Genomic DNA, 25,702 nt, shown 5'->3' with positions numbered 1-25,702 from the left:
CTGGATCCGCGTGATCTACCGATGCTGGCGCGACGGCACACCGTACGACCCACGCAGACACGGCGCCGCTGCCGCCCTCATCGACCAGATCGCGGCCTGAGGTTGACACAGGGGGTGTCATCGGTTCTCCTTCGTACGGGGGGCCGGCACGGGGGCGGCCGGGTCGCGGAGGGGCAGGTCGCGGAGGGCGGAGTCACGTGTGCCCAGGTCACGGGGGGCGGAGTCACCGGAGGCCGGGTCGCGCGGGGCGAGGCCGAGGTGGTCGCGGAGGGTGGGCCCGGTGTATTCGGTCCGGAAGACGCCCTTCTCCTGCAGCAGCGGGACGACCTTGTCGACCAGGTCGTCCAGCCCGCCCGGGGTGAGGTGGGGCACGAAGATGAAGCCGTCGGCGGCGTCGGTCTGCACGAAGTGGTCGATCTCGTCGGCGACCGCGCGCGGCGTGCCGATGAAGGTCTGCGGCGAGGAGACCTCGATGGCGAGCTCCCGGATCGACAGGTTCTTCTCCTCGGCGAGGGCTCGCCACTTGGCCACCACCTCGCCGCGGTCACGGCGGAAGGCCGCGTGCCCCCTGGTCACGCCCTCCTCCAGGTCGGGCTCGATGTCGGGCAGCGGGCCGTCCGGGTCGTACGCCGACAGGTCGCGCCCCCAGACGGCCTCCAGGAAGTAGATCGCGGTCTGCGGGCCGACCTGCGCGCGGCGGATCTCGGCGGCCCGCTCCGCCGCCTCCGCGTCGGTGTCGCCGAGCACGTACGTCACCGCGGGGAGGATCTTCAGGTCCTCCGGCCGCCGGCCGTACGCGGCGAGCCGGCGCTTGACGTCCCGGTAGAAGGCGCGGCCCTCCTCCAGCCTGCTGTGCCTGCTGAAGATCACGTCGGCCGAGGACGCGGCGAACTCGCGGCCCTCGTCGGAGTCACCGGCCTGAATGATCACCGGGTGGCCCTGCGGGCCCCTGGGCACGTTGAACAGCCCCGAGATGTCGAAGTGCCGGCCCTGGTGCCGGAAGGCGGTGACGCCGCCGGGCCGCAGGAACCGCCCCGCCTCCGGGTCCGCGGCCACCGCGTCGGGGGCCCAGGAGTCCCACAGCTCCCTGGCGGTCTCCAGGAACTCCTTCGCCCGGCTGTACCGGTCGGACTCGTCCAGGAAGCCGCCGCGGCGGAAGTTCTCGCCGGTGAAGGCGTCGAAGCTGGTCACCACGTTCCACGCGGCCCGGCCGCCGCTCAGATGGTCGAGCGACGCCAGTCTCCTGGCCACCTCGTACGGTTCGTTGAAGGTGGAGTTCACCGTCGCGGCCAGTCCCAGGTGGGTGGTGACGGCGGCCAGCGCGGCGAGGACGGTCAGGGACTCCGGACGGCCCACGACGTCGAGGTCGTGGATGCGGCCCTTCGCCTCGCGCAGCCGCAGTCCCTCCGCCAGGAAGAAGAAGTCGAACCTGCCCCGTTCGGCGGTCCGGGCCAGGTGGCGGAACGACTCGAAGTCGATCTGGCTGCCCGACGCGGGATCGGACCAGACGGTCGTGTTGTTCACGCCCGGGAAGTGCGCGGCGAGATGGATCTGCTTGGTCATCGGGCGCTCCAGGTGACGGAAACCTAGTAACACAGTAGGGATTAAGGGTTTTTGCGTCAATCGTCACCGTCGAACTGATGGAGGGAGCGGGCCCTCGCCGGCCGCGAACGGCGGTCCGGCGGTCCGGAAAGAGACCCCGGTTGGCCTCTTGACGGGCGGTTGACCTATCCTCTCCGTCACGTCATCGAACTGCTCCAGGGTTGGGCGGGCCGTGAGACGCGGTGACGGACGCGGCGACCGCGACCGGGCGAGCAGTGTCCGGGCCGGCGCGAACGAAGGGGTGGCGTAGTGGCGCTCAGTGACGACGCCGAGCCGGTGACGGCGACCGGCGCCGACGTGTTCACCGCCGACGAGGAGATCGGCCGGGACCTCGCGAAGGTGGACTGGCGGGCGACTCCCCTCGGGCCGCCGGACGAGTGGCCGCAGAGCCTGCGGACCGCGGTGAGCATCCTGCTGTCGTCCCGGTTCTCCATGTGGATGGCGTGGGGCCCGGAGCTCACCTTCTTCTGCAACGCCGCCTACCGCCGCGACACCCTGGGGCGGAAGTACCCGTGGGCGCTGGGCCGGCCGGCCAGCGAGGTGTGGGCGGAGATCTGGGACGACATCGGTCCCCGGATCGGCACCGTGCTCGCCACGGGACGGGCCACCTGGGACGAGGCGCTGCTGCTGTTCCTCGAGCGGTCCGGCTACCCGGAGGAGAGCTACCACACGTTCTCCTACAGCCCGCTGCGCGACGACTCCGGCGCCGTGGTCGGCATGTTGTGCGTCGTCATGGAGGACACCGAGCGGGTGGTCGGCGAGCGCCGCATGGCCACCCTGCGCGATCTCGGCTCCGACCCCAGCGTGGTCCGCACCGAGCAGGAGATGCTGGCCTTCACCTGCCGCCAGCTCGGCCACAACCGGCGCGACCTCCCGTTCACGCTGACCTATCTCTTCCAGGACGACGGCGGCGCGCGCCTGGCGGGCGTGACCGGCATCTCCGCCGGGCACCCGGCCGCCCCCCTGACCCTGCCGGCCCGCGACTCCGGCGAGGCGGTGTGGCCCATGGCGGCGCCGGGCCGGGGGGAGTCGGTGCTCGTGGAGCTCGACGCCGCCGGGTTCGCGGTGCTGCCGTCCGGTGACTGGCCGGAGCCGCCCGTTCAGGCGCTGCTGGTGCCGCTGCTCCAGCAGGGCAGCGCGCCGTACGGGTTCCTGGTGGCCGCGCTCAACCGATACCGGCTCCTCGACGAGGGCTACCGCGGGTTCCTGGAACTGGCCGCCGGGCACGTCGCCGCGGGCATCGCGAGCGCCCGCAGCTACCAGGCGCAGCAGCGGCGGGCCGAGGAACTGGCCGAGCTCGACCGGGCGAAGACCGTCTTCTTCTCCAACATCAGCCACGAGTTCCGCACCCCGCTGACCCTGATCATGGGCCCGGTGGAGGAGCTGCGTAACCGCCTGCAGGGAGCCGACCCGCAGGTGCGCGAGGAGCTCGAGGCCATCCGCCGCAACGGGTTGCGGCTGGGCAAGCTCGTCAACACCCTGCTCGACTTCTCCCGCATCGAGGCCGGCCGGATGCAGGCCAGCTACGAGCCCGTCGACCTGGCCGCGGTCACCGCCGAGCTGGCCAGCCTCTTCCGCTCCGCCATCGACAAGGCGGGCCTGGACTTCGAGGTCGACTGCCGTCCCCTGGACGAGCCGGTCTACATCGACCGCGGCATGTGGGAGAAGGTGGTCCTCAACCTGCTCAGCAACGCGCTGAAGTTCACCTTCGAGGGCTCGGTCGGCGTGTCGGTGCGCGGGGAGGACGGCCGCGCGGTGGTGACCGTCACCGACACGGGCATCGGGGTCCCGGCCGACGAGGTGCCGCGGCTGTTCGAGCGGTTCCACCGCATCGAGAACGCCCGTTCGCGCTCGAACGAGGGCAGCGGCATCGGCCTGGCGCTCGTGCAGGAGCTCGTCGGCCTGCACGGCGGCACCATCACGGCCGAGAGCGCCGAGGGCGAGGGCACCCGCTTCACCATCCGCCTGCCGTTCGGCGTCGCGCACCTGCCCGCCGAGGCGATCACGACGACCGCCGGTGGCAGCATGGCGTCCGCCACCGCGGACCCCTACGTCCAGGAGGCCCTGCGCTGGCTGCCCGCGGACGACGCCGTCGCGGCGTCCGGCGGGGACGACATGGAGCTGACCGCCCAGGACCCCTCCGCCGCCCGCCCGGCGGGCGTCCCGGCGCGGGTGCTGGTGGCCGACGACAACGCCGACATGCGCGGATACCTCGTCCGGCTCCTCACGGGCGCGGGTTACCACGTCGACACCGTCGGCGACGGGCAGGACGCGCTGGACGCCATCCGAGCCGAGGCTCCCGACCTCGTGGTGAGCGACGTGATGATGCCCCGCCTGGACGGCCTGGCCCTGGTCGCGGCGCTGCGGGCCGATCCGCGCACCGCGGCCGTCCCCGTGCTGCTGCTGTCGGCGCGGGCCGGCCAGGAGGCGTCGATCGAGGGCCTGCAGGCCGGGGCCGACGACTACCTCGTCAAGCCGTTCGCCGCCGCGGAGCTGCTCGCGCGGGTGCGGGCCAACATGGAGATGGCGCGGCTGCGTCACCACCAGGCCCGCTGGCGCACCGCGCTGGTGGACTCGCTGCAGGAGGCGTTCTTCGTCTGCGACGAGGACGGCGCGGTCGTCGAGGTCAACAACGCCTTCGCCGAGATGCTCGGGTACGGCCCCGAGGGACTGCCGTACCGGCCGATCCATCCCTGGTGGCCGGACCGCGACGTCGACCCCGCCGCCCACCGGCAGGTCGCCGACGCCTTCGCGGGACTCGTCGGCCCCGGCCAGGGCAGCTACGCCATCCCCGTCACCCACCGGGACGGGCACCGGCTGTGGATCAGCGTCACCTTCAACAAGGCGCAGGACCCCGACACCGGCCGCCAGGTCGTCGTCGGCACCTTCCGCGACGTCACCGCCGAGCACTACGCCATCCAGCGGGAGAGCGCCCTCGCCTCCCTCAGCACGTCCCTGTCCCAGGCCGGGAGCCTTTCCGAGGCGATGTCCGGGGCCCTGGGGGAGCTGCGGACCCTGTGGCGCGCCCGGCACGTGCTGGCCGCCGTCTTCGAGCACGAGGGCGACCCCACCCTCACCGCCACCGACGCCTCGCTGAACTGGCGCGCGCTGCCCGCCGGACGCCGCGAGGCGCTCACCGGCCTGCGCCGCCGGCCCCTGCTGACGCCGGTCGCCGACGGCGGCGGAGTCGGCGTGCTGCTGGAGCACCCCGACGGCCCGATGGCGTTGTGGGTCGAGCTGGGCGACCAGCGGCCGTTCTCCCGGGAGGACGAGCTGCTCCTGTCGCTGCTCGCCGGGCACCTCGCCCAGGGGCTCGTCCGCGCGCAGCAGATCGACCAGCAACGCGAGACCGCGATCGCGCTGCAGCGCGCCATCCTCGGCCCCGCCGACCTGCCCGAAGGGTTCGCCGTCCGCTACGAGCCCGCCACCCGTCCCCTGGAGGTCGGCGGCGACTGGTACGACACCATCGCCCTGCCCGGCGGGAACATCGGCATCGTCGTGGGCGACTGCGTCGGGCGCGGCGTGGAGGCCGCCGCCGTCATGGGGCAACTGCGCAGCGCGTGCCGCGCGCTGCTCCTGCAGGACGCCAGCCCGGCTCGCACGCTCATGGCCCTGGACCACTTCGCCGCCGGAGTCCCCGGCGCGAAGTGCACCACCGTGTTCTGCGGCGTGCTCGACCCGGAGACCGGGGTGCTGATCTACTCCAGCGCCGGGCACCCGCCGGGCATCCTCGCCCACCCCGACGGCACCACCCGCCTGCTCGAAGACGGTCGGTCGATCCCCCTGGCCGTACGCCCCGGCGCGGCACGCCCGGAGGGACAGGCGGTCATCCCCGCGCGCGCCACGCTCATGCTCTACACCGACGGCCTGGTCGAGCGCCGCCGCAGCCCGCTGAACGCGGGCATCGACCAGGCCAGCCGGGCCGTGCAGGACGGCCGGGACGCCGCCGTCGACGACCTCGCCACGCAGGTGATGGTGCGGCTTGCTCCCGCCGACGGCTACGACGACGACGTCGCCCTGCTGCTCTACCGCCACCCCGCGCCGCTGGAGATGGCCTTCCCCGCCGAGTCGTCCCAGCTGGCGCCCGTCCGCAGGGCGTTGCGGAGCTGGCTCGCCCAGTGCGACCTGCCGGCCCAGACAGTCCAGAACGTCCTGGTCGCGGCCGGTGAGGCGTGCGCCAACGCCATCGAGCACGGTCACCGCGACGCCCCCGGCGACGTCGTCCGCCTGCGGGCCGAGGCCTTCGTGGACAACCTGCGCCTCGTCGTCGCCGACACCGGCCGCTGGAAGTCCCCCAAGGCCGAGGAGAACACCCACCGCGGGCGCGGTGTCGCCCTCATGCGCGCCATGATGCAGCAGGTCACCATCACGCCCGGCCCGTCGGGCACCATCGTCGACATGCACACGAGGATCGCCTGATGACCACGCCCCTCACCCTCACCTCCGGCCGCCGCGCCGACGGCGCCGCGCTGCTGACGGCCACCGGCGAGATCGACATGAGCAACACCGACGCCCTCGCCGAGGCCCTCGGCAAGATCCCGGGCCCTCTCGTGCTGGACCTGACCGCCGTCGAATACCTCGACAGCGCCGGCCTGAGCGTCCTGTTCGCCCACGCCGACCACATCACTCTGATCGCCAACCCGCTGCTCACCCCCGTCCTGGACATCTCCGGGCTCGCCGGTCTCGCTCCCGTGCACACCGCCGAGCACGAGGTCCCCATCTCGTCGTAGGGGCGGCCGCGCGCAGGTGACCAGGCGCGTCGCGGGCCGGGAAGGCGCCGTTCAAGACCGGGTAAAGCCCCTCCGGGCCATTCCGCGCGGGCGTTAGCGTCGCGCCGACCAGCCACGCAGCCGCCTCGCCGCCGTCTCTTCAGTCGCCGTGCGGCCGCCGCACGCGGCCGGTCGCCGTGACCGTACGGGGGGCCGGGCGCCGCCCCGCCATGTCGGGGGGATGCGTGACTGGTGCAGGGGTGACCGGTGCGGGGGTGACGCGTGCGGGCGTCCCGGAAGCAGGGGTGACAGGAGCCCGCAGGACCGTCGCGGTGACCGGGGTGTACGCGATCCTCTGGGGGCTCGTCCTCGCCGGTTGCGCGGCCGTGCCGCCCGCGCCCCGAGCCGTGCCGTCCTCCCCGCCGATGTCCCCGCCGCCGTCCCCGTCGCGGTCACAGGGGGCGGCGCCGCCGGAGCGGGAGAGACAGGAGCCCGAGGGAGCGGGGCGGGCCGACGTCTACGCGGCCGACCGGCCCGGGATGCTGAGCCCGGTCGTCAGGGGGTTCCGCTCCCTGGTGTACGTGCCCAACAGCGAGAGCGGCACGGTCGACGTCATCGACCCGGAGACGTACCGGATCGTGCGGCACTTCACCGTCGCGGCGCTGCCGCAGCACGTGGTGCCGTCCTGGGACCTGAAGACCCTGTGGGTGAACAACAACCGGGGCAACTCCCTCACCCCCATCGACCCCCGCACCGGCAGACCGGGCCGCCCGGTGCCGGTGGAGGACCCGTACAACCTGTACTTCTCGCCGGACGGCGCGTACGCGCTGGTCATGGCGGAGCGGAACAACCAGCTCGACCTGCGCGACCCGCACAGCATGAAACGGCTGCGCTCGCTGCCGCTGCCCTGCCGCGGCGTCAACCACGGTGACTTCACCGCCGACGGCTCGGTGTTCCTGGCCAGCTGCGAGTTCAGCGGCGACCTCGTCGTCGTCGACTGGCGCACGCCCAGCTTGATCCGCCGGGTCCACCTCGGCCACATGAGCATGCCTCAGGACGTGAAGCTGTCGCCCGACGGCCGCGTCTTCTACGTCGCCGACATGGAACGGCACGGCGTGTGGCTGGTGGCCGCGTCGACGTACGAGGTCGTCCGGTTCATGCCGACCGGCCGGGGCGCGCACGGCCTCTACGCCAGCCGCGACTCGCGCCACCTGTACGTGTCGAACCGCGGCGAGGGATCGGTGTCCGTCGTGTCGTTCGCGAAGCGGAAGGTGGTCGACGTCTGGCGGATCCCCGGCGGCGGCTCGCCGGACATGGGCGGCGTCTCGGCCGACGGCACCAAGCTGTGGCTGAGCGGCCGCTACCACGGGGTCGTCTACGTCTTCGACACCCGGACCGGCAGGGTCGTCCGCACCATCCCCGTCGGCGCCGGGCCGCACGGGCTGTGCGTGTATCCGCAGCCCGGCCGCTACTCGCTCGGCCACACCGGCGTCTTCCGGTGAGCCCGCGCCTCCGGTGAGCCGTCCTTCCGTTGTCCTGCGCCGTCTCCCGCTTCCGCGGGCGCTCACGCGCCCGCGGTGACGGCCCTCAGCTCGTCGAACGACTCCCGCATGAGCCGTGGCAGGTCCGGGCCGCCGGCGTCGCCGGCCCACCGCTCGAACGCGATCTTGAAGACGGCGATGCCCGCCTCCGCCGCCAGGCTCGCGGCCGGCTCGGCCACGCCACGCCCGCGCAACGCCCCGGCGAGGGACGCGGCGAGCGACGCGAGTTTGATCAGTTCGCGTTCCCGCAGCTCCGCGTGCGCGGCGACGACGGCCTGACGCCGCCGCGCGTACTCGCGGCGCTCCTCGAACATGCCGCCCGCGACGTCGAGGGCCGCGGCGATCGCGTCCATCGGCGCCGTCGCCTCGGGCGCGCCGGCGACGGCGTTCACGAGGAGCTCCTCCAGCGCGCGCGAGCCGTGGAACAGCACCTCGCGCTTGTCGGCGAAGTGCCGGAAGAACGTCCGCTCCGTGAGCCCCGCCCGCCTGGCGATCTCCGCGACCGTGGTCTGGTCGAACCCGCGCTCCGCGTAGAGCTCCAGCGCCGACCGCGCCAGCCGGCCACGCGCGTCCGGCTCCCATCGACCCATGCCCTGATCGTAGCGCGATGACAGTCACTGACATCGTGACGTATGCTGATGGCAGTGACTGACATCGATTCTCATGCGCGTCCGTGCGCCGAGGACGGTCACTCGTCGGGAGGTTCTCTCATGCGCGTTTTCGTCACCGGGGCGTCGGGCTGGATCGGCTCCGCCGTCGTGCCCGAGCTCGTCGGCGCGGGTCACCAGGTCACCGGGCTGGCCCGGTCGGACGCCTCGGCCGGCGCCCTCGCCCGGGCCGGGGCGCAGGTGCGTCGCGGCACGCTCGACGATCTCGACATCCTGCGGGCCGGGGCCGCCGAGTCGGACGGCGTGATCCACCTCGCGTTCAAGCACGACATCGCCTTCTCGGGCGGCTTCGAGGCGGCCGCCGACGCGGACCGGCGGGCCGTGGAGGCGCTCGGAGACGCGCTAAAGGGCTCCGGACGGCCGCTGGTGATCGCGTCGGGGACGCTCGGCGTCGCGCCGGGAGGCGTCGCGACCGAACGGGACGGAGCCGGAGGGCGGGGGAACGAGCCGGGCGCCGCCGCGCTTCCGGGCGGCGGCCTCCGGGGGCGGATGGGGACGGCGCTGCTGACGCTCTCCCTGGCCTCCCACGGCGTACGGTCGTCGGTCGTGCGCCTTCCTCCGACGGTGCACGGTGAGGGGGACCCCGGCTTCATGGCGGTCCTGGTCGGCATCGCCCGTCAGAAGGGCGTCTCCGGCCACGTCGGCGACGGGTCCAACCGCTGGCCCGCCACGCACCGGCTCGACGCCGCGCACCTGTTCCGCCTGGCGCTGGAGAAGGCCCCGGCGGGGTCGGTGCTGCACGCCGTCGCCGAGGAGGGCGTGCCGATCCGGGCCGTCGCCGAGGTGATCGGCCACCATCTGGACCTGCCGGTGGTCTCGGTCGCCGCGGAGGAGGCGAGCGCGCACTTCGGCTGGCTGGGCGGTGTCGTCGGGGCCGACAGCCCGGCGTCGAGCGCGGTGACCCGCGACCTGCTCGGCTGGCGGCCGGTGCAGCCCGGGCTCCTCGACGATCTCGGCAAGGGCCACTACTTCTCCTGACGGCAGGACCGGGCGGGAGATCTTACGGGTCGCGAACGGTCGTGCCCGGAGCGGTTCCCGCGCGGCGGCGGCGGTCTACCCTCGGCCCGTGAAGGTGCTGCTGACCGGCTCGGCCGGGTTCATCGGAAGTCACGTCGCCGAGGCGCTGACGGCGGCCGGACACGAGGTGGCCGGCCTCGACCTGCGGGCGGGCGGCGTCGAGCGCGGAGACGTGCGCGACGGGACGACCGCCGACCGCCTGCTGCCGGGCGTGGACGCGGTGGTCCACCAGGCGGCCAAGGTCGGCCTCGGCGTCGACGTGGCGGACCTGCCGGACTACGCCTCGGTGAACGTGCACGGCACGGCCGTGCTGCTGGCGGCGATGGCGCGGCACGGCGTCGGCCGCCTGGTGCTGGCGTCGTCCATGGTGGTCTACGGGGAGGGCGCCTACGAGTGCGGCGAGCACGGGCCGGTCCGGCCCCGCCCCCGGGCCGCCGAGGACCTCGACCGGGGGATCTTCGAGCCGCGCTGCCCCGGCTGCGCCTCGCCGCTCACGCCGGCGGTCATCGGCGAGGACGCGCCCGCCGATCCCCGCAACGCCTACGCCACCACGAAGCTGGCGCAGGAGCATCTCGCCGCCAACTGGGCCAGGGAGACCGGCGGCGTCGCCGTCGCCCTGCGGTACCACAACGTGTACGGCCCCCGTATGCCCAGGGACACGCCGTACTCGGGGGTCGCGGCGATCTTCCGGTCGGCGCTGGAGGCGGGGCGGGCCCCGCGCGTCTTCGAGGACGGCGGACAACGGCGCGACTTCGTCCACGTCCGGGACGTCGCGCGGGCCAACCTGGCGGCGCTCGCCGCGGGGCGGGAGGGCGCCCTGTCCGCGTACAACGTGGCGAGCGGACAGCCGCGCACGGTGGGGGAGATGGCCGCGGAACTGGCCGCGCGGCGGGGCGGGCCGCGCCCGGTCGTGACGGGGGAGTACCGCCTCGGCGACGTGCGGCACATCGTCGCCTCGCCCGGCCGGGCGAGGGCGGAGCTGGGTTTCCGCGCCCGCGTCGGGTTCGCCGAGGGCATGCGGGAGTTCGCCGTCGCGCCGCTGGGCTGAGCCGGGCGGGCGGGATGGCATCCTGGTGTCCCGTCGGGCATGATCCGTCAGACACGACCCGTCAGACACGATCTAGGTGAGCGAGTGCGATGAGAATCGTCGAGGACGACCTGTCCGGGCCGGAGATCGCTGAGTTCCTCGAGGAGCACCTGCGGGAGATGCGGTCCATCACGCCCCCGGAGAGCAAGCACGCCCTGGACCTCGACGGCCTGCGCCGTCCGGAGGTCACGTTCTGGTCGGTGATGGACGGCGGCGCCGTGGTGGGCTGCGGGGCGATCAAGAGGCTGGACGACTCCCACGCCGAGCTGAAGTCGATGCGGACGGCGGCGGCGCGCAAGCGCGCGGGGATCGCGTCCCTGCTGCTGCGGCACATCCTCGCCGAGGCCGGGCGGATGGGCTTCACCCGGCTGAGCCTGGAGACCGGCGCGGAGGAGCACTTCCTGCCCGCCAGGAAGCTGTACGAGAAGTTCGGGTTCACCTACTGCGAGCCTTTCGGCGACTACCGCCCCGATCCGCTCAGCGTGTTCATGACCAGACGGCTCTGAGGAGCGGTCACCTCCGGGAGAAGACCTCGGCCTGCCGGCGGACGCCCGCCGCCTTCACCACGGAGTGACCACGAGGCGACCGTACGGCCGGGGCGGACCGCGGGTCCCCGGTCAGGGGATCACGGCGACGCCGCCCACGATGCCGGCTCCGTGCCTGCGCTCCAGGAGCGTCTCCGGCGGCTCGGGGCGCCACTCCTCCAGCGGCACGACGCCGGGCTCCAGCAGGCGCAGGCCGTCGAACAGGTCCCGCACCTCGGCCGTGGTGCGCGGCACGGCGCCTCGGCTGGTGGTGGCGGAGTAGACGTCCCGGCTTCGCCTGACCGCGTCCTCGTCGAGGTCGCCGGGCGTGCCGTGGGAGATCACCACATGGCTCCCCGGGGCGAGCGCGTCGCGGAACGTGCCGACGATGCGCGCCGCCTCCGCGTCGTCGACGACGAAGTGGAGGACGGCGAGCATGATCAACGCGACCGGCCGGCTGAAGTCGAGGTGGCGGAGGACCGCCGGATGGGTGAGCACCGCCTTGGGCTCGCGCATGTCACCGGCGACCACGATGGACCGGGGGTTGTCGGCGAGCAGGGCGCGGGCGTGGACGAGCACGATCGGATCGTTGTCGACGTAGACGACCCGGGAGTCCGGTGCGACGGCCTGCGCCACCTGGTGGACGTTCTCCTGCGTCGGGAGACCGGTGCCGACGTCGAGGAACTGCCGGATGCCCGCCCCCGCGAGGTGCCGTACGGCCCGCACGAGGAAGGCGCGGTTGGCCCGGGCCACGTCGCGGGCGTTCGGCAGGATCTCAATGATCTTCTCGGCCGCCTCGCGGTCGGCGGCGAAGTTGTCCTTGCCGCCGAGGTAGTAGTCGTACATCCGGGCCACGCTCGGCGTGGAGGGGTCGATCACCCAGTCCGGTGCCTGCTCGTCGTGCACGCTCTGCCCCCAAGCGTCTCGATCTTCGACCATCATAGGGACGCTCACGGGGACTTTGACCAGTCCGTCAGGTAATCCGGAATACCGGCACCGCCACCGGTCAGCGGATCACGTTGTCCGGCCGGTCCAGCCAGATGTGCTGGCCATCCGGGGTGACGGTCAGTCCGAACCGGTCCCGGCCGGGGCTTCCCCACTCCACCCAGCGGAAGAACGCCTCTTCGACCTCGTCCCACAGACTGCGCTCACCGAACTGCCGGACCTCCGATCCGGTGATCCAGGCCCCGGACCGCCCGGCCCACAACCAGATCTCGGACTCCTCGCCCGTGCCGAGACTCACCGAGACATCGGGCAGAAGTCCCGCAATCGCGACATCGGCCCCCAATCCCGCCCGCAGCACTCGGCGGGGATCCACCGTCGCCGCGCGCCTGCCGTACCCGCCCTCATGCTCCGGCGGAGCGGGAACGCGCTGAGCCCGCATCATCATGTAGTGCGCGCCCCCTGCGAACCGGCCGGTCGCCGTGCCGTCCCGTCCGGCTGTCAGCCACAGCTTGTGGCCCGGCTCGAAGCCCGGCATCCAGGGCAGCACGATCGCTCCGCCAGGGCGGGTCTGCTCCACCCACGCATACGGCACCTCCCGCACACCGCAGGTGACATGAACCCGGTCGTACGGAGCCTGCTCCGCCCAGCCGTCCGCGCCGTCTCCCAGTACCAGGCGCGGGCAGAAACCGGCCTGCTTGAGGCTCGCCGCCGCCGCCTCGTGCACCGCCGGATCGATCTCGACGCTGACCACGTTCACTTCACCCAGGCGATGGGACAGCAGCCCGGCCGTCCACCCGGTTCCCGTGCCGATCTCCAGGACGCGGTCACCGGCATAGGGGCTCAGCAGTTCGAGGAAGTCCACGACAACCCCGGGAGCCGACAGTGAGGACGAAAACACGCCCTCCCCGCCGCCCACCTCGGTCGCTCCGTCGTCGAGCTGGGTGATGATCGGGTGGTCGGCGTACACCGCATCCCACCAGGCATCCGGATCGGTGTCCCGATCGATACGGTAGCCCGGCCCCGCATACGGCTCCGCCCAGGCCACCGCCGGGACGAACAGATGACGCGGCACGGCGTGCAGCGCCGCGCGCCATCCCTCATCGGTGAGCTCGCCATTGGCCGCCAGCGCGTCAGCGAGCGCGTCGATACGTCCGCGGAGATTCACTTGCCCCGAGTCCCTCCGCCTTTCCTCTGACCGTCCCCGCTTTCCTTCGTCGGCTTCTCCGGAATGAACGGCTTGTCCTGCTTCTGCGGCCCCGCATGCTTCGGCGGCTTCTTGTCCTCGTCATTGCCCACGCTTCTTCCCCCTTTTGATCAATTCTGCCTGGGACACCTTCACTGTGCGCCACGTTTTGCCTCTGCGCCACCCGGTCGGCAAAACGCACACGGTGCCGAAAGTGGCAAGTGGGGGAGTTCGAGTGTCAGATGGTGCCGGTGATGACCGCGACGATCGTGGTTCCGGGAGGGAACGTGCGCTTCCCGGCCAGATCGAAGATCCCGTACATCATCTTGCCGGTGTAGAGCCGGTCCAGGCGCAGGCCGTGCCGCCTCTCGAAGTCCTCGACGAAGGACAGCAGTTCCGGCTTCGTCTTCGCGTATCCGCCGAAGTGATAATCCAGGTTCACGTGCCATCTGCCGCGGGGGGCGGCGTGAGCGTCTTCCTGAAGGCGCCGGATCTCGTCGTTCAGCCAGCCGGCTCCCTTGAGCACCGAGAAGCCCATCGCCTCCTGGTCGCCGCGCAGGCCGGCGGCGATGCCCGCGAGCGTGCCGCCCGTCCCGCAGGGGCAGCAGATGAAGTCGAAGTCCTGCGTGATCTCGTCCGGGATCTCGGCGCATCCCCGCACCGCGAGTCCGTTGCTTCCGCCCTCGGGAACGAGGTAGAAGTCGCCGAAGCCGCGGTGGAGAGCCTCTATCACATCGCTTTCCATTTTTCTGCGATATGTCCGGCGGTCCATGTAGGCCAGGGTCATTCCCTGTTCCACCGCGTAGGAGAGCGTGGGATTGAGGGGGAGATGCTCTTCGCCGCGGATGACGCCCACGGTCCGCAGACCGAAAAGGGCGCCGGCCGCCGCCGTCGCCCTGATGTGGTTGGAATACGCGCCCCCGAACGTCAGGATCCTTCCGTGCCCGGACCGCCGGGCGGCCTGGATGTTGTACTTCAGCTTCCGCCATTTGTTGCCGGGGATCTCGGGGTCGATGAGATCGTCGCGCTTCAGCAGCAGGCGGACGCCTCGCGCTCCGAGGCGGGGATCGATCAGTTCCTCCACCGGCGAAGGCAGGCGAGGCGGAGAGCCGGCGTTCTCCGCGGCGCGTACGACCGGTTCGTCAGGCAACCGGGACGACCGGTTCGTCGTCGGTGCCCTCGTAGTCGAACCAGTCGAAGGCCGCGCTGCCCTCGGTCACGTACATGCCGATGACCCGTCCGGTGAAGCCGGTCGCCACCTCCGTGGACAGGTAGCGGCCGTCCAGTTCGGCGAGCAGGACGCCGTCCGCGGAGAAGGCGATCGTGTCCGGCCCGCGGGCGCCCACGCCGACCGGCCCGGCGCCGGCCTCGGCGGCACTGGTCACGGACGGCGGCAGCGGATCGGCCGTACGGCAGTGGACCGTGAGGGTGAGCGGTCCAGGAGCCACCGGGCGACGCGCCACGACCTGACGCAGCGGGCCGATCCTGGCGATCACGGACGCCTCTCCGCCGGACACCTCGAGGTCGTAGTGGTGGGCCTCGTCGAGCCGTACGGACAGCCCGGCCCGGCCGGGATCGGCGTCGAGACGGGCGCTGACGCGGCAGTCGTGGTGCTGCTGGCGCCGCCCGAAGAACGTGTGGCCGGGACGGTCCAGGGTGGGACCGGTGGCGTGCAGCGTCAGCCGGCCGGGGCGCTCGGTCAGCGACCAGGAGTCGTCGGGGCGGGAGCGCACCGAGATCCAGCAGGGCGCCGGAACGGGGGCGTCGAAGTCGTCGCGGACCGGGGGCGGGGGGAGCGGATGCCAGGCGGCGGGGGCGGGGTGACGCTCCTCGACCGGCCCCACGACCGGCCAGCCGTCCACCCACTCCACCGGGACGAGGAAGGTCTCCCGGCCGAGCACCTGGAACTCGGGGGAGTAGCCGCGGGGGCGGGCGCCGAGCAGGATCATCCACCAGGTGCCGTCCGGGGCGCACACCAGGTCCGCGTGGCCGGTGCTCTGGATCGGGCGGGACGTGCCGCGGTGGGTCAGGATCGGGTTGACCGGGCCGGGCTCGAACGGCCCGCGAGGGGAGCGGGCGCGGGCGATGGAGACGGCGTGGCCACGTTCGGTGCCGCCCTCCGACAGGAGCAGGTACCACCACCCGCCGATCTGGAACAGGTGGGGTGCCTCGGGGTACTTGCCGCCGGTGCCCGCCCAGATGTCGACCGGGCCCTCCAGGACCTCGCCGGACGCCGGGTCGATCCGCGCCAGCCGGGGGCCGGAGGTCGTGAGCCAGCAGTGGCCCTCCTCGTCCCAGGCCAGGCTGGGATCGACCCGGGGCAGGTCGATCCAGACCGGGTCCGACCACGGGCCCTCGGGGCGCTCCGCGGTCACCAGGAAGTGGCCGCGGTCGTCGCCCACGTTCGTCGTGATCATGTAGAACAGACCGTCGTGGTGCCGGATGGTCGGGGCGAAGATCCCGCCGGAGGCGAGGGTCCCGGGCGGCAGGTGAAGCTGGGACGGACGGTCGAGCACGTTGCCGATCTGCCGCCAGTGGACCAGGTCACGGCTGTGGAAGATCGGCACACCCGGGAAGTACTCGAAGCTGGAGCAGACCAGGTAGTAGTCCTCACCCACCCGGCAGACGCTCGGGTCGGGATGGAACCCGCCGATCACAGGATTCCGGTACGTCCGCATGTGCAGGGTTCGCCCTTCCGTGCTCCGTTGTGCCGGGAGTGTGCAGGGAGTGTGCCGGGGGTGGATCGAAGGCCTGGCTGGACGGGACCATAGGCAGATGATCCGCAACGCGTCAAGATCCACCCGGCGGCGCGCAGCTCTGGCGGCGCGCGGGCCGGCCGGTCACTGGGTCGTCACCTGGGCCTCGATGCCGCAGCTCACGGAGCCGGAGAACATGCCGCCCGCGCCGTTCGCCGGGGAAGGCCTCGTTTTCGCCGGCAGCACGCTGCGCCAGACCCTGCGGGTCTCCGTAGGCGGGCGGCGGATGCGGCTGCGGTTCTCCAACGCCTTCGGCGGCGCCGCGCTGCCTCTCACCAGGGTCGCCGTCGCGCTTCCCGGCGGCGGGCGGGCGGGGGCGGCGGAGATCCGGCCGGAGACCTCGCGGCAGGTGACCTTCCACGGCCGTCCGTCCGTCGTGGTCCCGGCCGGGGCGCAGGCGGTCTCCGACCCGCTGAGCTTCGACCTGGCGCCCCGGTCCGTCCTCTCGGTGACGGTCCATCTGGCCGACGGGCAGCGCTCCGCCGCCGTCACCTCGCACCCGGGCTCCAGGACCACGTCGTACCTGCTGGCCGGGGACCACACCGAGGCCGCCGATCTGCCCGGAGCGGCGGCCGTCGATCACTGGTACCTCCTCGGCGGCGTGGAGGTGTGGGCCGGGCCCTCGGTCGCCGCGGCCGTCGTGGTGGGTGACTCGCTGACCGACGGCAGGGGCTCGACCACCAACATGAACGACCGCTGGCCGGACCGGCTGGCCGACCGCCTGCACGCCCGGCGCGCGACCTCGGGGGTGGCGATCGTCAACCAGGGGGCCGGTGGCAACCGGGTGCTCGACGACGGCCTGGGCCCGAACGTGCTGGCCCGGCTCGACCGCGACGTGCTCGCGCAGAGCGGGGTGCGCTGGCTGGTGCTCTTCGAGGGGGTCAACGACGTCGGCACGGCCGAGGCGACGGAGGCGGCCCAGAAGCAGGTGGCCGAGGACCTCGTCGCCGCCTACGACCAGGTCGTCCGCCGCGCGCATGCCCGGGGCGTCCGGGTGTACGGCGCGACGCTGACGCCGTTCGGCGGCAACGACGCCTACGACGATCCGGGCGGATTGCGGGAGCGGTCCCGGCAGGCGGTCAACGAGTGGATCCGGGCGAGCGGCCGTTTCGACGCCGTGATCGACTTCGACCGCGCCGCCCGCGACCCGGCCGCTCCCCGGCGGCTGCTCCCGGCGTACGACGTGGGCGACGGCCTGCACCTGAACCCAGCCGGTTACCGGGCGCTCGCCGACGCCGTCCCCGCCCGGTTGTTCCGCGACGAGCCGCTGCCCCGTGCTTTCGGCTACGACTGAGGTTTCGGGTACGACTGACCTTGCCACCGCCGGGCCCACCCCGGAGGGGCGCGGTAACACGATCAGGGTAAAGTACGCGAATTGGCTGATTTGCCCAGATCGGTGAGGTAAAGGGTGTCGGGGGTTCAGGCAGTTCTGAAGCGCGTCGCACTCGACACCCGGCCCCTGGCCATCCCGGCGTACCGGCGGCTGCTGGTGGGCCAGGGCGTGTCGTTCGTCGGCTTCCAGCTCACCGCGGTGGCCGTGAGCGGCCAGGTCTACAGCATCACCCGGTCGTCGCTCTGGGTGGGCATGCTCGGCCCGGTGAGCCTCGTCCCGCTGGTCGTCTTCGGCCTGTGGGGCGGCGCGGTGGCCGACGCGATGGACCGCCGGCGGCTGCTGCTCGCCGGGTCGGTCGTGGCCTGGACGTCGACCCTCGCCCTGCTGCTGCACGCCTGGTCGGGGCTGGGCAGCGTGCACCTCATCCTCGCGGTGATCGCCCTGCAGTCGATCGGCTTCGCCGTCACCTCGGCGACGCGCGGCGCGATCATCCCCCGGATCGTCCCCACCGAGCGGGTCGCCGCGGCCAACACCCTCAACTTCCTGGTCAGCAGCATCGGCACGGTGGTGGGGCCGCTACTGGCCGGGGTGGTGCTCGCCCGGGGCGGCTACGCGCTGGCGTACCTCATCGACGCCGTGCTGTTCGGCGCGGGCTTCTACGCCGCCGTACGGCTGCCGTCGCTCGCGCCCCTCGGCGAGATCTCCCGGCCGGGTCTGCGGTCGGTCGCCGACGGGCTCGCCTACGTCGTGAGCCGGCCGGTCGTGCTGATGTCGTTCGTGGTGGACATCATCGCGATGGCCTTCGCGATGCCGCGGGCGCTGTTCCCCGAGATGACGGCGGAGCGCTTCGGCGGGTCGGCCGTGGCGTTCGGCTGGCTGTCGGCGAGCATCGCCATCGGGGCGGTCGTCGCCGGGCTGCTGTCGGGCTGGATCGGCCGCGTACGCCGGCAGGGGGTGGCGCTCACGCTCGTGATCGCCCTGTGGGGGGTCACGGTCTCCGCGGCGGCGCTGGCGCAGCCGCTGTGGCTGGTCGTCGTGCTGCTGGCCGTGGGCGGCGCGATCGACCTCGCCTCCGCCGTGTGGCGGCAGACGATCCTGCAGACGTACGCGCCGGACGAGATGCGCGGGCGGCTGCAGGGCGTGTTCATGGTCGTGGTGGCGGGCGGCCCGCGCCTCGGCGACCTGCGGGCGGGCGCCACCGCGGACGCCTTCGGGCTGGTGCCCTCCTGGGCGGGCGGCGGTCTCGTGTGCGCCCTCCTCGTGCTGGTCGCCGGGTTCGCCGTCCCGGCCTTCCGCCGCTACGAGGCCGGGACCGCCCTGCCCGAGACGGCGGCCCGGCAACCACAGCCGAGCGCGGACTGACCACACCTCTGCCGGACCGCGCCGGTCCGCCGGGACGGGCCCGGTTCGACGGGCGCGGTTCAGCGGGCGCGGGTCGACGGGTGCGGGTCGACGGGCGCGGTTCAGCGGCGGGCCACGCCGCGTACGCAGAAGGAGATCGGGTTGCGCACGCCGCAGGCGAAGACGAACCGGTCCAGGGCCTCGACGGTGAAACCCGCCGCCTCGATCGCCGCCACGCTGTCCCGGCCCGTGTGGCAGCCGCCGGTCAGGCGCGGCCACACCGTCGCGTCCATCAGGTCCTGGGCGCGGGCCCAGCCTGGGCTCCCGGCACGGACGTGTTCGAGGAAGCGCAGCCGTCCGCCCGGCGCGAGCACCCGGCGTATCTCCCGCAGCCCGGCGCCGGGGTCGGGCAGCGAGCACAGCACGAACGTGACCACCGCCGCGTCGAACTCCCCGTCGGCGGCCGGGAGCCGTTCGGCCAGGCCGCCCGCGACCTCGATCCGCGCGGGGGCCGCCCGGGCGGCGCGGCGGGCCGCCGCCCGCAGCAGCGGCTCCGGCTCGACGGCCAGCACACCGGTCACGGACGGCGGATAGTGGCCGAAGTTCAGCCCGTTGCCGGCGCCGACCTCGATCACCCGGCCCGACAGCCCGGCCAGCAGCGCCTCCCGCTGCCCGGCGAGGCCCCGCCGGTCGAGCACCTGGCTGAACCAGGTGTAGAAGCGCGCGAACAGTGGATGGCTGATCTCGGTCCCCGGCGTGGTCGTCCGCATGGCGCCCCCTCGCGAGGTTCATTCCCCGGGCGCGGCGGCTGTCGCGACGCTGCCGCGGGCGATTACCGAACCGGGGCGAACGGCCCGTCGTCGTGACCGGTCATCGCGGGTACGGGCGCAGTGAGCGGACGGAGAGGAGCACGTCATGACCGCTGCCGCGGAGCCGGCCACCCGGCTGCCGCTCATCGGTGACAGGGCCCCCGGCTTCGAGGCCGAGAGCACGCACGGGCCGGTCCGGCTCGCCGACTACGCGGGGCGGTGGCTGGTGCTGTTCAGCCATCCCGCCGACTTCACCCCGGTGTGCACCACCGAGTTCGTCGCCTTCAGCGAACTCGCCGAGGAGTTCGCGGCCCGCGGCGTCGCCCTGCTCGGCATCTCGGTCGACTCCGTGCACAGCCACCTCGCCTGGACCCGGGCGATCGAGGAGAGGCTCGGCGTGCGGGTGCCGTTCCCGGTCATCGCCGACGTCGGCACCCACGTCTCCCGCGCGTACGGCATGCTCCACCCGAACGCGTCGGCCACGGCGGCGGTCCGGGCGGTCTTCGTCATCGACCCCGAGTCGGTCGTCCGCGCGATCCTCTACTACCCGATGAACGCGGGGCGCATGGTCCCCGAGATCCTCCGGCTCGTCGAGGCGCTGCAGACGGCCGACCGCGACGGCGTCTCCTGCCCGGCCAACTGGCGGCCGGGCGACGACGTGCTGCTGGGCGCGCCGCGGACCCAGGCCGAGGTGGAGGCCAGGCAGGCCGACGAGAGGGTCAAGCTCGTCGACTGGTACCTCGCGGGCCTCCCCGGCCGTCCCGTCTGAACCGTCCGTCCGAGCCGTACGGCGCCACGCCGGGCCCGGCACGCGGGTGATGTTCCGGTAAAACTCGTTGGGTGACTCAAGACGTGACGAACTGGGCGGGCAACATCACCTTCACGGCCGGGCGGGCAGACCGGCCGTCCTCCCTGGAGGAACTGCGCGGGCTGGTCGCCCGGAGCGGGAAGGTCCGCGTCCTCGGCAGCGGCCACTCCTTCAACCACATCGCCGACTCACCGGGCGCGCTCGTCTCGCTGGACGGCCTGCCCCCCGAGATCGACATCGACTCCGCGTCGGCGGCCGTCCGGGTCGCCGCGAGCGTGCGGTACGGCGAACTCGGGCGGCGCCTGCACGAGAAGGGCTACGCCCTGCCCAACCTCGCGTCCCTGCCGCACATCTCGGTCGCGGGCTCCTGCGCGACCGGCACCCACGGCTCGGGCGACGGCAACGGCGGGCTCGCGACGTCGGTGCGCGCGGTCGAGATGGTGACCGCCGAGGGCGACCTCGTCACGCTGAGCCGGGACGCGGACGGCGACCGGTTCGGGGGCGCCGTCGTGTCGCTCGGCGCGCTCGGCGCCGTCGTCGCCCTGACGCTCGATCTCCTGCCGGCGTTCGACGTCCGGCAGCGCGTGTACGAAGGGCTTCCGGCGGAGGTGCTCGACGACCGGTTCGACGCCGTCATGTCCGCCGCCTACAGCGTGAGCCTGTTCACCGACTGGCGGACCTCGCGCGTCAACCAGGTCTGGGTCAAGGAACGCCTCGCCCCCGCCTCCGGCGGCCTCGGCGACGCGGAGCCGGACGGTTTCTTCGGGGCGGCCCCGGCCGACGGCCCGCGCCACCCCGTGCCCGGCGTGTCCCCGGTGCACTGCACGACCCAGATGGGGACGCCCGGCCCCTGGTTCGAGCGCCTGCCGCACTTCCGGCCCGACTTCACCCCGAGCAGCGGCGAGGAGCTCCAGGCGGAGTACATGGTGCCCCGGCGGCACGCGGCCGAGGCGTTCCGGGCGCTCGGCGCGATCGGCGACCGCATCGCCCCGGTCCTGCAGATCTCCGAGATCCGCAGCATCGCCGCCGACGACCTCTGGCTGAGCCCGAGCCAGGGGCGCGACACCGTGGCCTTCCACTTCACCTGGGTCAAGGACCCGGCCGCCGTGACGCCGGTGCTGACCGCGATCGAGGAGCGCCTGGCGCCCTTCGGGGCGCGACCCCACTGGGGGAAGCTCTTCACCCTCCCGCCGGACGTCCTGCGCTCCCGCTACGAGCGCATGGACGACTTCGCCGCCCTGGCACGGCACTACGACCCCCGGGGCGTCTTCGCCAACGAGTACGTCGAGCGGTACGTCTTCGGGCGGCGATAAGCCCGATTCGCGGGGATAGGCCGGGGTACGTGTGTGCCGCGGCCGCCGCCGCGTCCCCGGCGTACGGCCCCGGCCGTACGGGTGAGGGGAGGCGCCATGCGGATCGAGGACTACGCGCTCGTCGGCGACATGCACACCGCCGCCCTGGTGGGCCGGAACGGCTCGGTCGACTGGCTGTGCCTGCCCCGCTTCGACTCCGGCGCCTGCTTCGCGGCCCTGCTGGGCGGGCACCGGGCCGGGCACTGGCTGCTGGCGCCCGCCGCGGGAGGCACCTGCGCCGGGCGCCGCTACCGCGACGGCACGCTGGTGCTGGAGACGACCTGGGACGCGCCCGGCGGGTGCGCCCGGGTCCTCGACTTCATGCCGCCGCGCCAGGAGGCGCCCGACGTCGTCCGGATCGTGGAGGGCGTGCGCGGCCGGGTGGAGATGCGTACGGAACTGCTGCTGCGCTTTGACTACGGCGAGGTGGTGCCCTGGACGCGCGAGCGCGGCGGCGAACTGGCCGTGATCGCCGGCCCGAACGCCGCGTGGCTGCAGTCTCCCGTGCCGCTGACGCAGGAGTCGCGCCCGCGCGCCGCGACCGCCTCGTTCAGCGTCGCGGCGGGGGAGCGGGTGCCGTTCGTGCTCACCTGGCAGGAGTCGTGGCGGAGCCGCCCGCACCGGCTGGAGGCCGCCGAGGAGCTGGCGAACACCGAGCGCATATGGAGGGAGTGGCTCGGCCGGTGCCGTCACCGGGGTGAGTACGCCGAGGCGGTGTCCGGCAGCCTCGTCACGCTCAAGGCCCTCACCTACGCCCCGACCGGCGGCATCGTCGCGGCGCCCACCACGTCCCTGCCGGAGCTGATCGGAGGCTCCCGCAACTGGGACTACCGCTACAGCTGGCTGCGGGACGCCGCGTTCACCCTCCAGGCGCTCATCGGGGCGGGGTACTCCGAGGAGGCGACCGCCTGGCGTGACTGGCTGCTGCGGGCCGTCGCCGGAGACCCGGCCGACCTGCAGATCATGTATACGATCGACGGCGGCCGCCGGATGCCCGAGCGGACCCTCGACCGGCTGCCGGGATACGAGGGGTCCCGGCCGGTGCGGGTCGGCAACGCCGCCGCCCGGCAGTTCCAGCTCGACGTGTACGGCGAGGTGATCGACTGCCTCTACCAGGCCAGACAGGCGGGGCTGGGGCCGGAGGAGGACGCCTGGGACCCGCCGCGCGCGTTCATGGACTATCTGGAGGGCGCGTGGCGCGAGCCGGGCAACGGGCTCTGGGAGGTGCGCGGGCCGCGCCGCCCGTTCGTGCACGCGAAGGTCCTCGCGTGGGTGGCCGCGGACCGGATGGTCGCCTCGGTGGAGCGGCAGGGGCTCGACGGTCCGGTGGGCCGCTGGCGCGCCCTGCGGGAGGAGATCCACCAGGACGTGTGCGCCCACGGGTACGACCCCGGCCGCAACACCTTCACCCAGTTCTACGGCTCCAGAGGGCTGGACGCCGCGCTGCTGCTGATCCCCCGGCTCGGCTTCCTGCCGCTGGACGACCCCCGCCTGGCGGGAACCGTCGACGCCGTGTGCCGAGAGCTCACGGAGGACGGATTCGTGCTGCGCTACCGGCCGGAGGCCGACGGGGTGGACCGGCTGCCGGGCGGGGAGGGGGTCTTCGTCCCCTGCTCCTTCTGGCTCGCGCACGCGCTCGCCCTGCTGGGCCGGCGCAGGCGGGCGCGGGCGCTGTTCGAGCGGCTGCTGTCCCTGCGCAACGACGTCGGCCTGCTGGCGGAGGAGTACGACCCCGGCCTCCGCCGCCAGGTGGGCAACTTCCCCCAGGCCTACAGCCACGTCTCGATCGTCAACACGGCGGAGGCCCTGACGGCGCCGGCGCCATCTGCCTGACAGATGTACTTCATCTGCAATCCGCGCGTCTCGCGGTCTCCCCTCCGCGCCGTCCCCGGTTGCATGATGCAAGAGAGGGGTCTCGGGCCCCCGGCCACCTGGGAGAAGAGGTGACACATCATGGTGCAACCAGGTCTGGCTCGACGCCCGGACGTCACGAAGCTGCGCCAGACGTACGACCGGGCGGGATCGACCGCCCCGGCGCAGGTCATGGACGCGGTGACGCTCCTCGCCGGCCTCTACCTCGCCATCTCGCCGTGGATCGTGGGATTCACCGGGTTCGGCGGCCTGACGGTCAACAACCTGATCGTCGGGCTGGTCGTCACGGCGCTCGCGCTGAGCTGCGCCTCCGCGTTCGGCCGGACGTACGGCGTGAGCTGGGTGACACCGGTGCTCGGCGTCTGGGCGATCATCGCGCCGTGGGTGATCAGAGGCCAGCCGGCGACCACCGCGACCATCTGGAACAACGTGGTCACCGGAGCGGTGATCTTCCTGTTCGGCCTCGGCGCGCTCGCGTTCGCGGCCAACTACCGGCAGCACGAGCACGGCCGGCGGAGAGGAGTCGGCGCACCCGGCGGTGAGTGGTAGCCGGCGCGGCAGCCCGCCGCCTGCGGTCCACGCCAGCGGTCCGACGCGGCGGGGCCGGCCGGATCGACGGGGCGTGAGAGGGCCCGAGCCCGCTCACGCCCCGCCATCGTGCTTATGGGAGTCCGAGTGCCAGACGGGCCCGTACCGGACGATGTGGCGCATATCACGATTAGGTGCCGTCAGTGCGAGGACCTGCGGAAGCATGGTGCAGAAGGTGCAGAAATGGACCTGTTTGCCGGTTTTTCGGTCGTGTCCTACTCGTGATCTACTATGCTTCCGGTCAGTACGCCGGTGCGTGGTCCTCAACCCGAGGACGACCGGCGACCGCCGAATCCCGGATGTCATCGAACCCGGGAACCGGGGACCCACGTCTCTTCTGGGGTGAATCCGGACCATCCGGTAGGGCTACTCCTGGCCCGAACCCGTCAGCTAACCCGGTAGGCGGCCAAGGAGAGGAGAGCGCGTGGAGTGTCCGCTCCACCTGCCCACCCGGTCCGGCCTCCGTCGCCGGACCACATGCCCGCCCTGGAACGTCTCCAGGCTTCCGGGGTGACGGCGCGCCCGTGACGGGCTGCCACATCTCCCGTTTCTGAATCCCGTCCGACCCCGCCCGCCCGGGGACCGCCGCGGCCGTGTCCGCCGGTGCGTCCGCCGGCGTGACGGTCGGTGTGACGGTCATGCCCGCATGCCGTCGTGCCCGGCGGCGGGTTCGTCATGTTCTGACGCGCGCCATAGGAGCCTTCGATTTCTACCGATCCGATAGCACAGCAGTTGCTCGACGCCGTACGCCCGGAGCTCGGCTACCGGGAACGGCCCGGGAAGCCGACCAAGTTCGGCGAGTGGTACGCCGACAACATCGCCATGGACTCCGACTTCAAGGCGGCTCCCTGGTGCGACATGTTCGTCTCGTGGGCGGCCAGCCGGGCGGGCGTGCAGGACCACGTCGGCGAGTTCGCGCTGACCACCCGGCACGCCAAGTGGTTCGAGCAGCAGGGCGCCTGGAGCCGCAAGCCGGAACCCGGTGCCGTGGTCTTCTTCGACTGGTCGGGGTCGAAGCGCATCAAGGACATCGACCACGTCGGCATCGTCGAGAAGGTCGTCGGCGGCAAGGTCCACACGATCGAGGGCAACGTCGACGGCGTCTGGCTCAAGCGCAAGGTGCGCGACTCCAGCAAGATCGTCGGGTACGGCCTGCCGCGCAAGGTCAAGGTGATCCCGAAGGTGACCGTCACCGTGCAGCCCGTGGCGGCGGACGCGGCGGTCCAGGGGGCGGTGGTCCAGGGGGCGGCGTCGGCCACGCGGAGCATGGCCGCGGGTCACGGGCAGCCGCCGGGCACGGCCTTCTCGCCGAGCGACGCCGTCCTGCCGGCCGGTCTGCTGTTCGCGCTCGTGTCGACCGCGGTGACCGGTCTGCGCTTCAGGGCAGCCGCGGCGGCGACGTCCGGCGGACGGCACCGCAGGGGTGGCCCGCGGCGGGAGGGGTACGGCGGCGAGCGGCGCGGCCAGGAGGTCGTGGGAGCCGGGGTGTCCGGCCCCGCCGCGGCGCAGGAGCCGTTCCACCTCCCCGGCTGACCGGCCGGAGAGGCGCCTGGGAACACTCTGGGAG

General features: G+C 72.9%; 21 protein-coding genes and 1 riboswitch. Of the genes, 13 read left to right on the top strand and 8 right to left on the bottom strand.

Annotation, left to right across the window (positions count from 1 at the left end; translation table 11 throughout):
- Positions 1-117 precede the first annotated feature (117 nt).
- Positions 118-1,563: an NtaA/DmoA family FMN-dependent monooxygenase gene (locus tag HHX33_RS26110; protein ID WP_182876912.1), complete on the bottom strand. Its 1,446-nt coding sequence runs from the start codon at positions 1,561-1,563 to the stop codon at positions 118-120.
- A 288-nt stretch (positions 1,564-1,851) separates the two neighbouring features.
- Here HHX33_RS26110 and HHX33_RS26105 point away from each other — a divergent pair, with 288 nt between their 5' ends.
- The 3 genes from HHX33_RS26105 to HHX33_RS26095 all read left to right on the top strand — a co-directional run bounded on the left by HHX33_RS26105 (position 1,852) and on the right by HHX33_RS26095 (position 7,813).
- Positions 1,852-6,021, top strand: a complete 4,170-nt coding sequence (locus HHX33_RS26105; protein ID WP_182876911.1) for a SpoIIE family protein phosphatase — start codon at positions 1,852-1,854, stop codon at positions 6,019-6,021.
- Positions 6,021-6,332 carry an STAS domain-containing protein gene (locus HHX33_RS26100; protein WP_138460182.1) on the top strand — a complete coding sequence of 104 codons (312 nt, stop codon included), beginning with the start codon at positions 6,021-6,023 and terminating at the stop codon, positions 6,330-6,332. The genes HHX33_RS26105 and HHX33_RS26100 overlap by 1 nt, the downstream gene beginning before the upstream one ends.
- A gap of 284 nt (positions 6,333-6,616) precedes the next feature.
- The gene (locus tag HHX33_RS26095; protein ID WP_220502192.1) at positions 6,617-7,813 is read left to right on the top strand and encodes a YncE family protein; all 1,197 of its coding nucleotides are present in this window, start codon (positions 6,617-6,619) and stop codon (positions 7,811-7,813) included.
- 62 nt (positions 7,814-7,875) lie between these two features.
- On the opposite strand, the gene HHX33_RS26090 is transcribed toward HHX33_RS26095, so the two are convergent.
- Complete coding sequence (locus tag HHX33_RS26090) at positions 7,876-8,442, bottom strand: TetR family transcriptional regulator (protein ID WP_182876910.1); 567 nt, start codon at positions 8,440-8,442, stop codon at positions 7,876-7,878.
- Between the two features lie 120 nt (positions 8,443-8,562).
- On the opposite strand from HHX33_RS26090, the gene HHX33_RS26085 reads away from it, so the two are divergent.
- From HHX33_RS26085 to HHX33_RS26075, 3 genes are all read left to right on the top strand, one after another.
- Entirely contained in the window at positions 8,563-9,498 is a 936-nt protein-coding gene (locus tag HHX33_RS26085; RefSeq protein WP_182876909.1) for an SDR family oxidoreductase, read from the top strand.
- 88 nt (positions 9,499-9,586) lie between these two features.
- A complete protein-coding gene (locus HHX33_RS26080; protein WP_182876908.1) occupies positions 9,587-10,585 on the top strand; it encodes an NAD-dependent epimerase/dehydratase family protein in 999 nt (332 codons plus the stop codon).
- 89 nt (positions 10,586-10,674) lie between these two features.
- A complete protein-coding gene (locus HHX33_RS26075) occupies positions 10,675-11,130 on the top strand; it encodes a GNAT family N-acetyltransferase (RefSeq protein ID WP_182876907.1) in 456 nt (151 codons plus the stop codon).
- A gap of 111 nt (positions 11,131-11,241) precedes the next feature.
- On the opposite strand, the gene HHX33_RS26070 is transcribed toward HHX33_RS26075, so the two are convergent.
- The 5 genes from HHX33_RS26070 to HHX33_RS26055 form a co-directional block, all read right to left on the bottom strand.
- Positions 11,242-12,054: an SAM-dependent methyltransferase gene (locus HHX33_RS26070; RefSeq protein WP_310741534.1), complete on the bottom strand. Its 813-nt coding sequence runs from the start codon at positions 12,052-12,054 to the stop codon at positions 11,242-11,244.
- Positions 12,055-12,154: 100 nt separating this feature from the next.
- The gene (locus tag HHX33_RS26065; RefSeq protein ID WP_182876905.1) at positions 12,155-13,258 is read right to left on the bottom strand and encodes a methyltransferase domain-containing protein; all 1,104 of its coding nucleotides are present in this window, start codon (positions 13,256-13,258) and stop codon (positions 12,155-12,157) included.
- Positions 13,255-13,389, bottom strand: coding sequence for a hypothetical protein (locus tag HHX33_RS36500; RefSeq protein WP_259402861.1), 135 nt, complete (start codon positions 13,387-13,389; stop codon positions 13,255-13,257). The genes HHX33_RS26065 and HHX33_RS36500 overlap by 4 nt, the downstream gene beginning before the upstream one ends.
- A gap of 125 nt (positions 13,390-13,514) precedes the next feature.
- Positions 13,515-14,360, bottom strand: coding sequence for a 1-aminocyclopropane-1-carboxylate deaminase/D-cysteine desulfhydrase (locus HHX33_RS26060; RefSeq protein ID WP_310741533.1), 846 nt, complete (start codon positions 14,358-14,360; stop codon positions 13,515-13,517).
- Between the two features lie 58 nt (positions 14,361-14,418).
- On the bottom strand, positions 14,419-15,933 hold the full coding sequence (locus HHX33_RS26055; protein ID WP_310741532.1) for a glycoside hydrolase family 43 protein: 1,515 nt from the start codon (positions 15,931-15,933) through the stop codon (positions 14,419-14,421).
- 118 nt (positions 15,934-16,051) lie between these two features.
- Between HHX33_RS26055 and HHX33_RS26050 the strand changes: the two genes are divergently transcribed.
- Positions 16,052-17,326: an SGNH/GDSL hydrolase family protein gene (locus HHX33_RS26050; protein ID WP_182876902.1), complete on the top strand. Its 1,275-nt coding sequence runs from the start codon at positions 16,052-16,054 to the stop codon at positions 17,324-17,326.
- 114 nt (positions 17,327-17,440) lie between these two features.
- Positions 17,441-18,727, top strand: a complete 1,287-nt coding sequence (locus HHX33_RS26045) for an MFS transporter (RefSeq protein WP_182876900.1) — start codon at positions 17,441-17,443, stop codon at positions 18,725-18,727.
- Between the two features lie 101 nt (positions 18,728-18,828).
- On the opposite strand, the gene HHX33_RS26040 is transcribed toward HHX33_RS26045, so the two are convergent.
- The gene (locus HHX33_RS26040) at positions 18,829-19,476 is read right to left on the bottom strand and encodes a class I SAM-dependent methyltransferase (protein WP_182876899.1); all 648 of its coding nucleotides are present in this window, start codon (positions 19,474-19,476) and stop codon (positions 18,829-18,831) included.
- A gap of 145 nt (positions 19,477-19,621) precedes the next feature.
- On the opposite strand from HHX33_RS26040, the gene HHX33_RS26035 reads away from it, so the two are divergent.
- The 5 genes from HHX33_RS26035 to HHX33_RS36495 all read left to right on the top strand — a co-directional run bounded on the left by HHX33_RS26035 (position 19,622) and on the right by HHX33_RS36495 (position 25,668).
- Positions 19,622-20,284 (top strand): peroxiredoxin, encoded by a 663-nt coding sequence (locus HHX33_RS26035; RefSeq protein ID WP_182876897.1) that lies wholly within the window; start codon positions 19,622-19,624, stop codon positions 20,282-20,284.
- A 71-nt stretch (positions 20,285-20,355) separates the two neighbouring features.
- Positions 20,356-21,636, top strand: coding sequence for a D-arabinono-1,4-lactone oxidase (locus tag HHX33_RS26030; protein WP_182876896.1), 1,281 nt, complete (start codon positions 20,356-20,358; stop codon positions 21,634-21,636).
- Between the two features lie 96 nt (positions 21,637-21,732).
- The gene (locus HHX33_RS26025) at positions 21,733-23,508 is read left to right on the top strand and encodes a glycoside hydrolase family 15 protein (protein WP_182876894.1); all 1,776 of its coding nucleotides are present in this window, start codon (positions 21,733-21,735) and stop codon (positions 23,506-23,508) included.
- A 120-nt stretch (positions 23,509-23,628) separates the two neighbouring features.
- On the top strand, positions 23,629-24,096 hold the full coding sequence (locus HHX33_RS26020; protein WP_182876893.1) for an SPW repeat protein: 468 nt from the start codon (positions 23,629-23,631) through the stop codon (positions 24,094-24,096).
- Positions 24,097-24,411: 315 nt separating this feature from the next.
- Positions 24,412-24,556, top strand: a riboswitch (cyclic di-AMP (ydaO/yuaA leader).
- A gap of 311 nt (positions 24,557-24,867) precedes the next feature.
- Positions 24,868-25,668: a CHAP domain-containing protein gene (locus HHX33_RS36495; protein WP_259402860.1), complete on the top strand. Its 801-nt coding sequence runs from the start codon at positions 24,868-24,870 to the stop codon at positions 25,666-25,668.
- Positions 25,669-25,702: the final 34 nt, after the last annotated feature.

This window comes from Microbispora sp. H10670 (genome assembly GCF_014161385.1).
Lineage (GTDB): Bacteria > Actinomycetota > Actinomycetes > Streptosporangiales > Streptosporangiaceae > Microbispora > Microbispora triticiradicis.
Note: the sequence above shows the minus strand (reverse complement) of the source record. Positions and strands in the feature narration are given on the sequence as shown.

Excerpts from the sequence above, each read along its gene's own strand:
- HHX33_RS26050 (WP_182876902.1), top strand. The coding sequence starts at position 16,052 with ATGATCCGCAACGCGTCAAGATCCACCCGGCGGCGCGCAGCTCTGGCG.
- HHX33_RS26025 (WP_182876894.1), top strand. The coding sequence starts at position 21,733 with ATGCGGATCGAGGACTACGCGCTCGTCGGCGACATGCACACCGCCGCC.
- HHX33_RS26035 (WP_182876897.1), top strand. The coding sequence starts at position 19,622 with ATGACCGCTGCCGCGGAGCCGGCCACCCGGCTGCCGCTCATCGGTGAC.
- HHX33_RS26100 (WP_138460182.1), top strand. The coding sequence starts at position 6,021 with ATGACCACGCCCCTCACCCTCACCTCCGGCCGCCGCGCCGACGGCGCC.
- HHX33_RS26075 (WP_182876907.1), top strand. The coding sequence starts at position 10,675 with ATGAGAATCGTCGAGGACGACCTGTCCGGGCCGGAGATCGCTGAGTTC.
- HHX33_RS26040 (WP_182876899.1), bottom strand. The coding sequence starts at position 19,476 with ATGCGGACGACCACGCCGGGGACCGAGATCAGCCATCCACTGTTCGCG.
- HHX33_RS26110 (WP_182876912.1), bottom strand. The coding sequence starts at position 1,563 with ATGACCAAGCAGATCCATCTCGCCGCGCACTTCCCGGGCGTGAACAAC.
- HHX33_RS26090 (WP_182876910.1), bottom strand. The coding sequence starts at position 8,442 with ATGGGTCGATGGGAGCCGGACGCGCGTGGCCGGCTGGCGCGGTCGGCG.
- HHX33_RS26085 (WP_182876909.1), top strand. The coding sequence starts at position 8,563 with ATGCGCGTTTTCGTCACCGGGGCGTCGGGCTGGATCGGCTCCGCCGTC.
- HHX33_RS26020 (WP_182876893.1), top strand. The coding sequence starts at position 23,629 with ATGGTGCAACCAGGTCTGGCTCGACGCCCGGACGTCACGAAGCTGCGC.